General features: G+C 47.8%; 12 protein-coding genes. 4 read left to right on the top strand and 8 right to left on the bottom strand.

All coding sequences use genetic code 11. The features are described from left to right. Window positions 1-14: 14 nt before the first annotated feature. On the bottom strand, window positions 15-758 hold the full coding sequence (locus ACIPDS_RS13590) for a type 2 GTP cyclohydrolase I (RefSeq protein WP_400736770.1): 744 nt from the start codon (window positions 756-758) through the stop codon (window positions 15-17). 281 nt (window positions 759-1,039) lie between these two features. Here ACIPDS_RS13590 and dtpD point away from each other — a divergent pair, with 281 nt between their 5' ends. Beyond that, a complete protein-coding gene (gene dtpD, locus ACIPDS_RS13585) occupies window positions 1,040-2,521 on the top strand; it encodes a dipeptide permease DtpD (RefSeq protein ID WP_400736642.1) in 1,482 nt (493 codons plus the stop codon). 99 nt (window positions 2,522-2,620) lie between these two features. Here dtpD and phrB read toward each other — a convergent pair whose 3' ends face one another. Then, window positions 2,621-4,042, bottom strand: a complete 1,422-nt coding sequence (phrB, locus tag ACIPDS_RS13580) for a deoxyribodipyrimidine photo-lyase (RefSeq protein WP_400736639.1) — start codon at window positions 4,040-4,042, stop codon at window positions 2,621-2,623. A gap of 166 nt (window positions 4,043-4,208) precedes the next feature. Beyond that, window positions 4,209-5,234: an NAD(P)-dependent alcohol dehydrogenase gene (locus ACIPDS_RS13575; protein WP_400736636.1), complete on the bottom strand. Its 1,026-nt coding sequence runs from the start codon at window positions 5,232-5,234 to the stop codon at window positions 4,209-4,211. 105 nt (window positions 5,235-5,339) lie between these two features. Between ACIPDS_RS13575 and ACIPDS_RS13570 the strand changes: the two genes are divergently transcribed. Then, a complete protein-coding gene (locus ACIPDS_RS13570) occupies window positions 5,340-6,260 on the top strand; it encodes a LysR family transcriptional regulator (RefSeq protein ID WP_400736633.1) in 921 nt (306 codons plus the stop codon). Window positions 6,261-6,309: 49 nt separating this feature from the next. On the opposite strand, the gene ACIPDS_RS13565 is transcribed toward ACIPDS_RS13570, so the two are convergent. Further along, a complete protein-coding gene (locus ACIPDS_RS13565; RefSeq protein WP_400736630.1) occupies window positions 6,310-6,873 on the bottom strand; it encodes an RNA polymerase sigma factor in 564 nt (187 codons plus the stop codon). A 5-nt stretch (window positions 6,874-6,878) separates the two neighbouring features. Then, on the bottom strand, window positions 6,879-7,349 hold the full coding sequence (locus ACIPDS_RS13560) for a hypothetical protein (RefSeq protein WP_400736627.1): 471 nt from the start codon (window positions 7,347-7,349) through the stop codon (window positions 6,879-6,881). Between the two features lie 463 nt (window positions 7,350-7,812). On the opposite strand from ACIPDS_RS13560, the gene ACIPDS_RS13555 reads away from it, so the two are divergent. Further along, window positions 7,813-8,874: a glycosyltransferase family 32 protein gene (locus tag ACIPDS_RS13555; RefSeq protein ID WP_400736624.1), complete on the top strand. Its 1,062-nt coding sequence runs from the start codon at window positions 7,813-7,815 to the stop codon at window positions 8,872-8,874. Between the two features lie 188 nt (window positions 8,875-9,062). On the opposite strand, the gene ACIPDS_RS13550 is transcribed toward ACIPDS_RS13555, so the two are convergent. The 3 genes from ACIPDS_RS13550 to ACIPDS_RS13540 all read right to left on the bottom strand — a co-directional run bounded on the left by ACIPDS_RS13550 (window position 9,063) and on the right by ACIPDS_RS13540 (window position 12,624). Further along, complete coding sequence (locus tag ACIPDS_RS13550; protein WP_400736621.1) at window positions 9,063-9,953, bottom strand: hypothetical protein; 891 nt, start codon at window positions 9,951-9,953, stop codon at window positions 9,063-9,065. Between the two features lie 823 nt (window positions 9,954-10,776). Beyond that, on the bottom strand, window positions 10,777-11,637 hold the full coding sequence (locus ACIPDS_RS13545; protein WP_400736618.1) for an alpha/beta hydrolase: 861 nt from the start codon (window positions 11,635-11,637) through the stop codon (window positions 10,777-10,779). Window positions 11,638-11,664: 27 nt separating this feature from the next. Then, window positions 11,665-12,624, bottom strand: a complete 960-nt coding sequence (locus ACIPDS_RS13540) for an SGNH/GDSL hydrolase family protein (RefSeq protein WP_400736615.1) — start codon at window positions 12,622-12,624, stop codon at window positions 11,665-11,667. Window positions 12,625-13,115: 491 nt separating this feature from the next. Between ACIPDS_RS13540 and ACIPDS_RS13535 the strand changes: the two genes are divergently transcribed. Next, window positions 13,116-13,700, top strand: a complete 585-nt coding sequence (locus tag ACIPDS_RS13535; protein ID WP_400736612.1) for a helix-turn-helix domain-containing protein — start codon at window positions 13,116-13,118, stop codon at window positions 13,698-13,700. Window positions 13,701-13,718: the final 18 nt, after the last annotated feature.

Below are 13,718 nucleotides of genomic sequence, written 5' to 3'. Positions count from 1 at the left end.
TTATATCCTCGTTATCAGGCCGGGTTGGGGATATCAATAAAGGTGACATCCAGGTCAGTCGTTTCGTTAAGCCATTCGCTCAATGCGCGAATGCCGCCGCGTTCTGTCGCGTGGTGACCGGCTGCGTAAAAATGAAGCCCCTGCTCGCGGGCGGAATGAATCGTCTGTTCAGAGACTTCACCGGTAATAAAAGCATCTACGCCAAAACGTGCCGCGCTATCGATAAAGCCCTGGCCACCGCCGGTACACCAGGCGACACGCTGAACCTTATCCGGCCCGGTATCGCCGCTCCACAGCGGCTTGCGGCCCAGACGCGCCTCAATCCACGACGCCAGTTCAAGGCCCGACACCGGCATCGATAGTTCCCCCCACGGCACCAGCGCTTCAATCTCGCCTTGCACATTGATTCCCAGCAATTGCGCCAGTTGCGCGTTATTGCCTAACTCAGGATGCGCATCCAGCGGTAAATGCCAGCCGTAGAGGTTGATATCATTTTCCAGCAGTGCCTTCAGGCGATTACGCTTCATTCCGCGAATGACCGGCGATTCGCCTTTCCAGAAGTATCCGTGATGCACGATCACCGCATCCACCTGCTGGCGCACCGCTTCATCAATGAGCGCCTGACTGGCGGTGACGCCGGTGACAATTTTTTGCACCGTGTCGCGCCCTTCAACTTGCAGGCCGTTAGGCGCGTAATCGCTAAAGGCGGCGCTGTTGAGTTTTTCATTAATCAGTTGTTCTAGTTCGGTATTTTTCATCATCGCTCCCTTCGCCATTGCGGCGTGACTACAGAATAAAATAGCGTTCTCTGGCCGTTGCGTCGATACGCAATTCGTCACGCTTCCACCTTGACCGCTTAAATACGCGCAATTAGTGCTTAAGCAACACAATTTCGCTGTTTTTATGCGACTAACTTCATGTATATTTATGCAACCATACCGCATATTACAAAGATAATACGATTTTCATCGTATTATTACATTATCGAAACAAAACCTTACGCAGCATGGCGTGCCGAGGGTTTGAGGTCAGATGTGCAATGAATAAAACACAACCACAGCCTAAGGCGATTTACTACGTCGTGGCTTTGCAAATTTGGGAATACTTCAGTTTCTACGGCATGCGCGCGCTGCTGATTTTGTATCTCACCAACCAACTCAAATATAACGATACCCACGCATACGAGCTGTTCAGCGCCTACTGTTCGCTGGTGTATGTGACGCCTATTCTGGGCGGCTACCTGGCGGATAAAGTCCTCGGTAACCGCGTGGCGGTGATGATTGGCGCGCTACTTATGGTCATCGGCCATATGGTGCTGGGGGCCAGTGAAGTGGCGCCTATGTTCCTTTATCTGTCGCTGGCGATTATTGTCTGCGGTTATGGGCTGTTTAAATCAAACGTGAGCTGCCTGCTGGGCGAGTTGTATGAACCGACCGACCCACGTCGCGACGGTGGCTTCTCGCTGATGTACGCGGCGGGTAACGTGGGCTCTATTATCGCCCCTATTGCCTGCGGTTTTGCTCAGGAACAGTATAGCTGGGCGATGGGCTTTACTCTTGCCGCCGTGGGGATGCTGGCCGGTTTGGTTATTTTCATCAGCGGTCGTCACCACTTCGCTCACACCCGTGGGGTGAATAAAGAAGTCCTGCACGCGAAAAACTTCCTGCTACCAAACTGGGGCTGGCTGCTGGCGCTGCTGGTTGTTGCACCGCTGTTTATTACCGTGCTGTTCTGGCAGGAGTGGTCGGTGTATGCCCTGATTGTGGCCTCGGTTATTGGCCTTGCGGTTCTGGCAAGAATTTATCGTCGCGCCGAGACCAGCGACCAGCGTAAAGATCTGCGTCTGATTATGGTGCTGACCTTCTTTAGCCTGCTGTTCTGGGCCTTCGCGCAACAGGGCGGTAGTTCAATCAGCCTGTACATCGACCGCTTCGTAAACCGCAATGTGCTGGGTTATGAAGTGCCAACCGCTATGTTCCAGTCGGTAAATGCCTTTGCGGTGATGCTGTGCGGTGTGGTGCTGGCGTGGTTGATTAAAGAGCAAGTGACCCGCAACCGCGATCTGCGCGTGTGGGGAAAATATGCGCTAGGTCTGGGGTTGATGAGTGCGGGCTTCTGTATTCTGACGCTGAGCGCGCGCTGGTCGGCAACGTACGGTCACTCATCTATGCCGCTGATGCTCCTCGGGCTGTCGGTAATGGGCTTTGCGGAGCTGTTCATCGACCCGGTTGCCATGTCACAGATCACGCGGATTCAGATCCCCGGCGTCACCGGCGTGCTGACCGGTATTTATATGCTGCTCTCAGGTGCGGTAGCAAACTACGTGGCTGGCCTGATTGCCGATCAAACCTCGCAGGCCTCTTTCGATGCGGCGGGCGCGGTGGATTACTCCATTAACGCTTATATCGACGTGTTTAGCCAAATCACCTGGGGCTCAGTGGCCTGCGTCGGCGCGGTGCTGGTCATCTGGCTTTATCACTCATTTAAAGTCCGCAGCCGTCGCCTGGCGGCCGAAGTATAAGCGGTCTGTGCCCGTCCCGGCGTCGCTTTGCTTGGCCGGGCTACATTTCGAGTGTAGCCCGGCCAAGCGCAGCGCCGCCGGGAATGCTCCAACGCCTTTTCACGCACTCTGCTTTTTCGCTGATTCATACGCGGCAAGCGTCGCCACCCTCGCCTTCGCGTGATCGACAATCGGCCGCGGATAGTTCAGTTTAATCCCCTGCTTATCGGCCCACGCCCACGGTTGATGAATGAATTTTTCCGGCACTGTTTTCAGTTCAGGCAGCCATTGGCGAATAAACGCCCCGCTTTTATCAAAGCGTTCTCCCTGCGTGGTCGGATTAAAAATACGAAAATACGGTGCCGCATCGGTGCCCGTTGAGGCCGCCCACTGCCAACCGCCGTTGTTCGCCGCCAGGCAACCGTCCACCAGCTGCGACATAAAATAACGCTCTCCTTCACGCCAGTCGACGAGCAGGTCTTTGACCAGGAAGCTGGCCACGATCATCCGCAGGCGGTTATGCATCCAGCCGGTTTCGTTTAGCTGACGCATCGCCGCATCCACTATCGGATAGCCGGTTTGCCCCTCTTGCCAGGCCTTTAGTGCATCTGGCACATCTTGCCAGCGCACATTGTCCGTCCAGTCAATAAACGGACGATGTTTGCACAGCCGCGGATTATAGGTCATCAGATGACGATAAAATTCGCGCCAGATAAGCTCGTTAAGCCAGACGCTGCCCGCACCACCGTCGAGGGCGGCGGGCTGCTCCGCCAGCAAACGATGCAGACACTGACGCGGCGAAAGCACGCCTACGGTCAAGCAGGCGGAGAGTCGACTGGTGCCTTCAACCGCCGGGAAATCACGCTGGTCTTCATACGCCGCCGCCGACTGCTGGCAGAATTGGCGAAGTTGGTGAATCGCGGCGTTCTCATCAACCGGGAATAGCGCAGGATCAAACGGCTGTTGCGGGAAATTTAGCGTAATGGTATCGACGTCTTTCACCGTCGGCGCGTTGCGTGTAGCCGGTGCACGAACGCATTCCGGTAAATGCTCGCGGACACGCCGCAGCCAGGCATTTTTATACGGGGTGAAGACTTTGTACATCTCGTGATTGCCGGTCGTGACCGATCCCGGTGGCAGGATCACGCTGTCATCAAAACCCTGGCACACCGTCTCTTCCAGCGCGCGTTCTACCGCCGCATCACGTTCGCGCTCATTAAATTCATATTGGTAGTTGTAGAAAAGCTGCGTGACATCGTGCTGCTGGCAGACCTTTTTCACCACCTCTACGCTCGCGGTAAAATCATCCACTTCTTCAAAAATCAACGGAATATTTTTCTCCGCCAGCGCCTGCCGCAATGCATTTAACTGCGCGGCAATGTAGGCGGCCTGGCGCGGTGCCATAACGTGCAAAGCCCACTGCTGCGGCGTGGCAACAAAGAGCGCCAGCACCCGTGCATTCGCATCGCGACAGGCGGCGGCAAGGGCAAGATTGTCATGCAGGCGTAAATCAGCGCGTAACCAGACCAGATGGGTGGACATAAACTTCCTGAATACATTTAGTTAAAGTATTTAATAGTATACCAATTTCCTGATAACACCGATTTGTGGCCCAGTAGATGAGGTCTGGAGCGATGCCAAAGAAGTGTTCACCCAGCTTTAAATAAGCAGAAGCGTTTGCAGAACGCTTCTGCCACCATGATTTCAATCAACCGACGTTGATAACGATTTTTCCGAACGCACCTTGATCGAGATGTTCAAGTGCTTCTGGCAATTCACTGAAGCTGTAGGATTTGTCTATAACCGGTTTCAATTTGACCGAGTCAACGGCGCGGACAAAATCTTCAAGTGCCCGGCGATGGCCGACACCAATGCCCTGAATAGTCGGAGATTTCAGCAGCAACATGGCACCCGGCGCTGAAGTATCGTGCGTGTCCATCATTCCAATCAGGGAGATCCGCCCGTGTGACGCTACCGCGCGAACAGAGTCGGCAAAGTTACGTCCTCCCACCGTATCGACAACGTGATCGATGCCTCGGTCATTCGTCAGTCGGTACAGGGTTTCGACCCAGTCCCCTTTTTTACGGTTAATACCATGATCGGCACCAAGCACCGCCGCCGCTGCCAGCTTCTCATCGCTGGATGAGGTCACGAAAACGTCAGCCCCCACAGCTTTCGCTATCTGCAGCGCGAAAAGAGCCACACCGCCGGTGCCCTGAACAAGGACAGTTTCGCCAGCACGAAGCCCCCCGCGCTCAATCAGAGCAAACCAGGCCGTCAGCCCAGCACAGACCAGCGTGCTGGCTTCAGCATCGGTAAGCGTCTGAGGGGCTTTGACCAGCCACTCTTCACTCATGACCACATATTCAGCCAGCACGCCCTGGAACGCGTAGCCTACGGTGTTGTAGTGCGGATTTTTGGCATTGTTGTTGAGCTTTCCGTCAATCCAGTCGGCGTTGAAAGATGAGATAACGCGATCCCCAAGGCTAAAGCGGGTTGTGCCTGGGCCTACCGCCTCAACCACGCCCGCCATATCAGAGCCGGGCGTAAAGGGCATAGGCATACCGTTACCCATTCCGCCTTCAATGATCACTTTGTCGCGAAAATTGAGGGAAACGGCATTTACCCGGACAAGAACTTCGTTTGGGCCAGGCGTAGGTATTTCAGCTTCTGTAAGCTTCAGATTCTGACGTCCAATTTCGTTTAATGCCCAACGTTTCATTGTGCTTTTCATCAACATTCCTGAGTAATAAATAACAGATAGCCAGAACTTTACCATTGCCCGTTAAGTGACAGTGACGATACTATTTCTTCCTATTGATTCCTTCAGGGCGACAATATGAAAAGCGAGATGAATAGCATTCCTGTTTTTGTGACCGCTGCGGAATCTTCCAGTTTCTCCCAAGCCGCTGAAAAACTTCACGTCACCCGATCGGCGGTGGCGAAAACGATATCCCGGCTTGAAGAGAGGCTCGGCGTCACCCTTTTTAACCGTACCACTCGCAGTCAGAGTCTGACCGACGAAGGCTCGCTTTATTATGAGTCCTGCCGACGCGCACTGAATGAAATAAAATTAGCTGAGGACATTCTGGAAAGTGGCAAACTCCAGGCAAGCGGAAAACTGAGAGTCTCTGTGCCGGTTCTGCTCGGACACTTCTGCATTTCTCCGTTATTGTCAGCGCTCGCACAAGAACATCCAAAACTGGAACTGGAAATTTCTTTTAGCGATAGACCGGTTGATTTGTCTGAAGAAGGTTTTGATCTGGCGGTTAGAATCGGCACGCTGGCTGACAGCAGCAGTCTGGTGGCCCGCAAGCTGGCCTCTCACACGATGGTGTTTTGTGCTTCCCCAGATTATCTCAGGCAAGCTGGCGAACCTGCCTCATCAGAAGAACTAAAGCACCATGAAGCTGTTGCTTACACCCGCTCGGGTCGCGTTCTGAAGTGGCAGATAAAAAATGAAAAAGGTGAAATGACAGAAATAACGCCTCCCGCCAGAATCATGATGGACGATATGCAGGCGGTAAAAAATATCGCAATCACAGGGGGTGGAATTGCCTGGCTGCCTTACTGGCTTGTCAGAGAGCAGTTCGTTAGCGGCAGCCTGAAAGAAATATTAAAAGATCGATCTTCAGGAAGCTGGCCTGTTTATGCGGTATGGCCGCGCACGCCTCACCTTTCTCTTAAAGTCAGGCTCACTATAGATAAACTGGTGAGCGAATTACCCGCAATGATGGCTGCGATTGAAGCTCAGATATAATTTTCGCGCCTCGCTCATGGCTAGCCATCACTCGGTTATCGTATCTGCTTCACTCCCCCGTCAGCTCATCATAAAGCGTATGCAGGCGAGACCGCAGATACAGCACGGCCTTGTGTTTACGCGACAGCAGTGCCTGAACGCTAACGCCCGTTTCCTCCGCCAGTTTTTTGAAGCTATAGCCTTCCAGCTCGGTTTTTTCAAACACAAAGCGTTGTGCTTCGGGCAGCTCGGAGAGTGCGTTAATTAGCTCATCCCAAATCAATTCACTGAGATAGGCCTCTTCCGGCGACTGTGGGACGCCAAACAGGGTCTCCGCCAGCTCATCCTCCAGAAAAGGCTCATCATCACTACCGTAAGCGTAGTGGGTCGGCAGCGGAAGTTCACGTTTCTTCCGCGCCTGGTCGGTCATCTCATTGCGCGCGGCGCGGAACAGCCAGGCCGCAACATTTTCTACCGGCTGTTCCACTTTCATGAGCTGATAAGTGATTTCCTGCAGGATATCGTCCGCATCGTCGCGCCCCGCCGTTCGGCCGCGAATAAAAGCCAATAGCTTCGACCTGCAGGCGGTAAGTGCCGATAAAATAGGAGAATTTTTTCTCTTTTCAGCGCACATATCGCTTACTCAGTTCCCGCAGGTTTCTGAGCATTTACCTCTGGTGATTGCGATTCAGCGGCGGGTTTATCTTCCGAAAACTCACGCTGTCCGTTACAAGTCCTATTTTCATCATTATGACGGTGAAAACCGTGCCAGCGATGCTCATGATGATGGCCGCCTTCGCGACGATGCTGCATAAACTGCTCGCGTTGCTCCGGTGTCATCTGCATCCAGCGTTCATGCATACGTCTGCGCCTGCCAAACATTCCCGGACGAACGCCCAGGCCGCCAAATAAGATACGGCAGAGTACCAGCAGCCCCAAAGCCTGCCAGAAACCAATACTTTTTACGCCAACGATCCCGGGAAGCAGCGCGTTCCACAGGGACATCACCAGCATCCCCAGTACCACAACCAGCGCGATACCAATCACTATAGGCTTCGCAATACCATGTCGGTGCATGTTGTTTTTTCTACTCATATTAAAATCTCTCATAACGTTCACTCCTCAACAGATAACAAAAAAATAGCTTCTGATGAGGTAGACGAATGAGGAGAGAAAATATTGCCAGGAAAAAAATTTTTTTAATGATAATGATGTTCCTTCGATGTCACAGGCAGTGTTTACGCACGGCGATGGTCGTGGGTATCTGTGCGTCCACCTGAAAAGAGATCCAGTAACTTTAGCCCCCTACAATCCCGCTAACCCTACATCCGATCCCCCGCTCATAAGGGACAACCCTATTCAAATCTTCGGCCTTGCGGGAGATAAGGAGTAGAACGGTGGTCCCTAGGACATGTTCCGAAGACGATCAAACGGTTGTTTTGGTTAAGCTGCGCATGACCGTCTGCGGGTATCGGAAGGTTTTGAGTAAATTATTATGAGCGGATTTTGAAATAGATTCACACAATCGTATGTTAAAAAGAGTTAGTGTATCAATTTAACCAGGTAGTAAAGCATGAAGATAAGTAATAGTAATGGATTATCCCCACTTCAGAGCACCGGAATGATTAATGGAAAAATCAGCGAAAGCACAAAATCAAAAATAGCAGAAAATATTATCGGCATTAGGCAAGGAAATGATATTCCAGCATTAAAAAAACCGGTGGAAAGTTTAAATAGTAGTGTTAGCAGCATTCCTAAAGAAATTCACTATATATGGTTAGGTGAGAAAGAAGTTCCTAACATAGCCATGCATAATATTATCAATTCATCGAAACAAAACCCAGAGTATAAAATCACGCTATGGTCAGACAATCCTGAAAAGATAAAAAGTCAAATTTTAAATGCAGGATATAGCAAAGCCATATTGACTAAAATTAATATTAAGCAACCAGATTTATCAACAAAAGTTGCAGCTGCAATTAGTCGAGAATGTACTGATAACAATTTCAAAAACTATGCAGCAGCGTCAGATATCATGAGGCTGGCGGTATTAAAAGACCATGGCGGTATTTATATGGATGTAGATGTCGCCATGAAAAATCCGTTAGGTGAAATTAAAGCGCAAAGACAAAGCAGTACAGGTGAAATTGACTGCCTTATTTTTCAGGAGAAAATCGAACGAGGTGTTAGATTTTCAAATGCTGTTATTGCGGCACCAAAGCATTCGAAAGGAATTGAAAAAATGCTTAATGCAGCGGTTGCTCCTTATGAGGGTGTCGTGCCTGAAATGGGGTGCGGAAAAACAACAGGAAGAGGTGAGCTAACAAAGCTAATGAACAATTACTCCAGAGATGACTTGACTATTGATGATCTCATGTGGGAGGGCAAAAGGTCTGTTCCATTACTCAGACATCTAGTAACTGTTTCTGCAACAGGTCCTGGAGTTGTGGCTTCTTACCTGGATGCAAGTGGTTTATCAAACAATCTCATGAGAAACAAGCTAATAGATGGGACTGATAATTTTGGACAAATTATTGCAGGGAAAAACTTCCCGCCCGGAGAATGGAAGCAAGGAATGAATGCTGATGGTAAATGGGTTTTACCTAAACCATCAAACAAAAGCTCAGAAATATAATAATATTTTTTAGCTTAGGCCGGAATACTCAGCTACTGCACATAGATGTCAGTCTGGCAGAATACTGCCCCAGACGTTCCGGCCATAATAATTTCATTGCACGATTTAATTGACTCTTTTTCAAGCTCCATTCTGTCGATAAACGAACCGTTGAGCTGCCATATGTGCAGATTCTGGCCTCTCTTTGCTTACTTAAAAAGTCCGCTTGGAGGGGGCGGTGGTAAAGGAATACCATTTTCATCCAGTTTGAGTGCTGCAATAGGCTTGTTCGAATTCTCGGCTGCAGCTGACTGTTGTTTTATTTTCTCTGCTGCTTCAGCTTGAAGTGCCGCCGCTACTCTTTTTTCTTCTTTAGCTTCAGCGGCTAAACGGTCGGGCGCCGATTTTATATAAGATTGCTGCGATTCATAGAGTTCCTTCTGCCAGGTTTTCAACCCCTCAAGGGTTGGTTTATTCATTATTTTCATTTCACCTGCTTGCTTTGCCAGCTTAGCGGTTAGCTCTTTGGTTAGTTCAACCAGGCTTTCAGATCTCTTTGGCTGGTTTTTTTGGGCATTCGGTTTATTAACCGCACGCGTAATATTGATTGACTTCATTGGCATGATCATTGGGGGTGGAGGCGGTAATGGAATACCGTTTGCGTCAAGTTTGAGTTGGATGACAGGAGTGTTCACCTTGCTGACTTCACTCGCTTTTAGTTTTGCTTTCTCTGCCGCTTCGATATTGAGGGCAGTTGCCACTCTTGCCTCTTCTTTTTTTTCGGCGGCCTCCCGATCAGGCGCTTTAAGTGCATAGGCTTTCTGTTGCTCTATGAGCTCTTTCTGCCAGGATTTTAGCTCCTGAACAAAGGATATTTTTTCACTACCCCCAACACCGATTTTGCGGCTCGCTAGTTTGCTTTTAAGCTCTGCGAACAAGTCTTCCTGGTTACTCAAACGATCGGGACTGTTTTGAACCCGTGTAAGATTACGCGCCATTTCGCTAGTGCTGTTAGTTTTATTTAAATCAGACTGCTTTGCCAATATTTGTTGAGGAGTCTGCACTGAAACTTGTCTTAATAGCAAATTTGTTTGGGTCATTATTAACTAATCCTAGTCAGAAGTCTTACTTAGCAAGTAATCTCGAGTATTAACCGTTCTAAAAAATGGAACGCCAAAAAAATTCAATTGGACGTTATATTTTGCAACTGCTATAAATTAAACTATATACTGAATTCGTCCTTTTTTAGAACATTCTATTTGTTAAAAGAGACTCTACATTCTGTAGTGTTTAACTATCCGCATATTTTTTCGCATTTCGCCCAATGAGTATGGCTAAGTGATTTTTTGCGGATCTGTTTATCACTTAATACATGGCATTCCCAACTTTCAGGGATAACAAAAACCAACAGTCTCCATCAGGACAGTCTGTAGGAAAAATTGAAATCATATGAAAACGGCGATAATTCCCATCGTCTACCTCCTCAATTCGAAGCATAGATCTGATTGATGGCATTCTGGTTAATATATACTGGTATCTAAAATCGGCTTCAGTAGCATTAGCTGCATAACCCATATCAATCATCCTTGCAATGGGTTAAGTGTTGACATTTAAATGCGCAATTTATGTTAAAGCCATTAGAATCATTTATTAACCGCAATACCATGATTGGCATCATAACCATAAGGATATTGGAATGTATATAATAAAACGCTCATTACTAGTCCTGACTATGAAAAAATCATCTACAAGTGAGTAAAAATTCTGTGTTTCAATATTCCTATGATGTTATTCATGAATACAGTAAACTCTGGAATAAAAGAAAACTGCTGTAGGCACAGCGGAAGCGAAGCGAAAAAATGCGATATTTAACGTTATCATAACGGTGGGTTCTGTGAACCCGCCGTTAGTCGTCATCTATAATTACAAGTGCATTTTAAACCATTCTGTTTGAATGCTGATTACATGCTTAAAGTGCTCTCCTTTATAAATGTCGTAGTGGTGGGCACTGCTTTCCTCATATAATCTTTTTTCTTTCGCCCCCACGGCGTCAAATAAAGCCCGTCCTTGCTCCGGTGGATTAACGGTATCCTGACCAGCAATAACAATCAGGGTCGGGCATGTCACCTGTGAGGCATCCAATGCGGGTTTGTACAGAAGAGTTTCACGCACCGTAAGAAACGGTATCTTAATATCCATCTTTGGATGTTGCGTTCTATTTTCTTCAAAGAATGATTTTGATTCTGGATCGCTCAGTACCCGATTGACGCCCACGAACATTTCTTTACCGGTGTTCTTCTGCTTTTCAGCCATCTTATCCAGGGTTGAAAGAAAAGCTTCTTTTTCATCATTATTCATATGCCCGGTGACTATTTCTTCACCATCTGCAAAAGCCAGTTGACTGACAATACATTTGATTCCAGGGTTTCTGACCGCCGCACCAAATACATGGCATCCCCCAAATGATGTTCCCCACAGACCAATACGCTGCGCATCAAGAGAGGGCTGTTCTTTTGCCCAGTTAACAACACAGAGAATATCGTCAATTTGCATAGCAGGGATCAGGCGTCCACGTTCACCGTCACTGTCCCCGAAGCCACGGTAATCAAACGTGATGGTGGAAAATCCCGCGCGGGTGAATGATTCAGCAAAATCAGGTAACAGAATTTCTCTGATACCGCAGAAACCATGACACAAAATGATCGCCGGGCTTTTTATCATGCCGGAGGGAGAGCGAAGCGTCAGAACGATGCCGTTAGACAGTTTTTGTGTTGAAATTTCCATCAAAATAGATGTCCTTTTATTAAATTTCTAACCATCGTGATTCGTAACCATGAACTCTTTGGAAATAAATTCATGGATTTTTATTGCAAAAATAGCGTGAAATTCTTGCGTGGGATGAACTCCATCATTAAAAATATATTGGGGTGAGATATCCAATGGTTTTGTCCCACCAATGTACCCCTGATGAAAAGGCTGACTAGTATTATAACCTATACTGTTTGCAGTATGAATGGTTGACATCAACACTTCATTCAGATTGAAGTATTTAACGTTAACCCCATGCTTACTGCTCATGTCAGAAACTTTGCTGGATAGTAATTCATTATGTTGCAATGATAACGCTTTCAATTCCTCTCTTTCTTTCTGAGTTTTAGTCTTTGCAAATGGCGTTTGTGAAAAATCCGGCAAGCCGATAACAATAATATTTTTGGCTCCTTTTTTTATCATTTTATTGATATTTGTAATCTGATCATTAACGACCTTTTTGACATCTTTCTTATTATAGGTAATATAATCATTCGAACCAATGCAGGAGATGGCCAAATCGTCTTTACTGAATTTAATCCCACTTATTTGTTTTTTCATACTAGAGATAAACATATATAGTGGATTCAATTTACAGTAATTACCGGCGACGGCCCCTCCTTCGGCTTTTGTTTCCACAGCGACATCCATGTATGCCGGTGAGGCCAGGAAATCAACCCAAGTATAACCATTGGTGAATCTTCCATTGTAATACTGCGGTGATGAAGGCATCAATCCTGATGTTTTAGAGAACATTCTACCTGTCGAATCAGATAAACTATCTCCCACAATAATCATTTTTTTGAATGGCGTTTTCCCGATTTTAGAGGTTGAATTCCCGATAGAAATAATCTTTTTCACCAGATTAAATTTGGCTGATACAGGACTGTCAACAGTATCGTATGTTCTGAATTTGCTGGCTGACTGGTGAAAAATTGGGTTTCCTTTAAAAGGTATATGCATATTGTGGTTACCATGTTGAATAATGGATTGTCAGATAAGCAGTCCGTTCCAAAAATTTGCGTTCCAGACAATAATGTTGCATGTATTTTGTCAAAGTTTTCGAAGTCTTTTTGATACAGTTTCATCCTTCATTTATACAAATGTATCTATTCATTGAAGCCATAACTATCAATAAATGATTATTGGAGTCGTGTTTACCTGCTCTCGCTTGACTAATATCGGTCACTGCCGCGCTGCCGGTAAGCTATTAACCCGCCTCTAAAGATGCTGACCGTAGCAATGTGCAAAAGAGTCCCCTTCAGATATCTCATCTCTAGGTATTGAAGGTGATATAACCTACGAGTGGCGGAAATCCTGGCATTACTCTGGAGAAGAGGCTAGTAAACGAAGCGGTTACCGGAGCACAGGCGATGTTGGCAGTTGGAGTCACTGTCAACTGGTTCACTGATTAACGTAATGGCATAATCAGGCGGGTAAAAGTGAGGGTAAAAATGGATAAAACAGCTAAAAATCAGATAGTCGACAGCGATATTGCGCGTTTACTGCTTAAACACAGGAAGGCCCGCAACTGGACCGTCGCTGAGCTTGCCCAACGTTCAGGCGTCAGCCAGGCCATGATCAGCAAGGTTGAACGAGGCGCTTCCAGCCCGAGCGCCACTATTCTGAGCCGTTTAGCTAACGCCATGAATATTACGCTTTCAAAACTTTTTGCCGAGCTGGAGCAGCATCAGAACTCACTGGTGCTCTTTGCCCATCAGCAGCAACACTGGACAGATGAGCAGTCAGGCATCACCCGCTGGTCGGTGTCGCCTGCAGGGGCGAGTCCAGAAATGATTAAAGTTGAGATTCCTGCAATGGCTCAACTGACGATCCCTGCCAGCGCAAACGAGCATCTTGCCGGACAAACGCTTTGGGTGCTTAGCGGCTGCCTGGATTTTCGAGTCAATCATCAGACCCATCATTTACGCGCGGGCGATTGCCTGGCGCTGACCTTTGCCAGCGAGTACCATATGAGCAATCCTGATAGCGAGCAGAGTTGTACCTACCTCGTGGCTTTTAGCCAAAAAAAACAATGATACTCCCCCTGCCGCAAC

Origin of the sequence: Kluyvera sp. NPDC087067, assembly GCF_044745165.1 — a bacterium.
Taxonomy (GTDB): Bacteria; Pseudomonadota; Gammaproteobacteria; order Enterobacterales; family Enterobacteriaceae; genus Kluyvera.
This window is presented reverse-complemented; position numbering and strand designations above follow the sequence as displayed.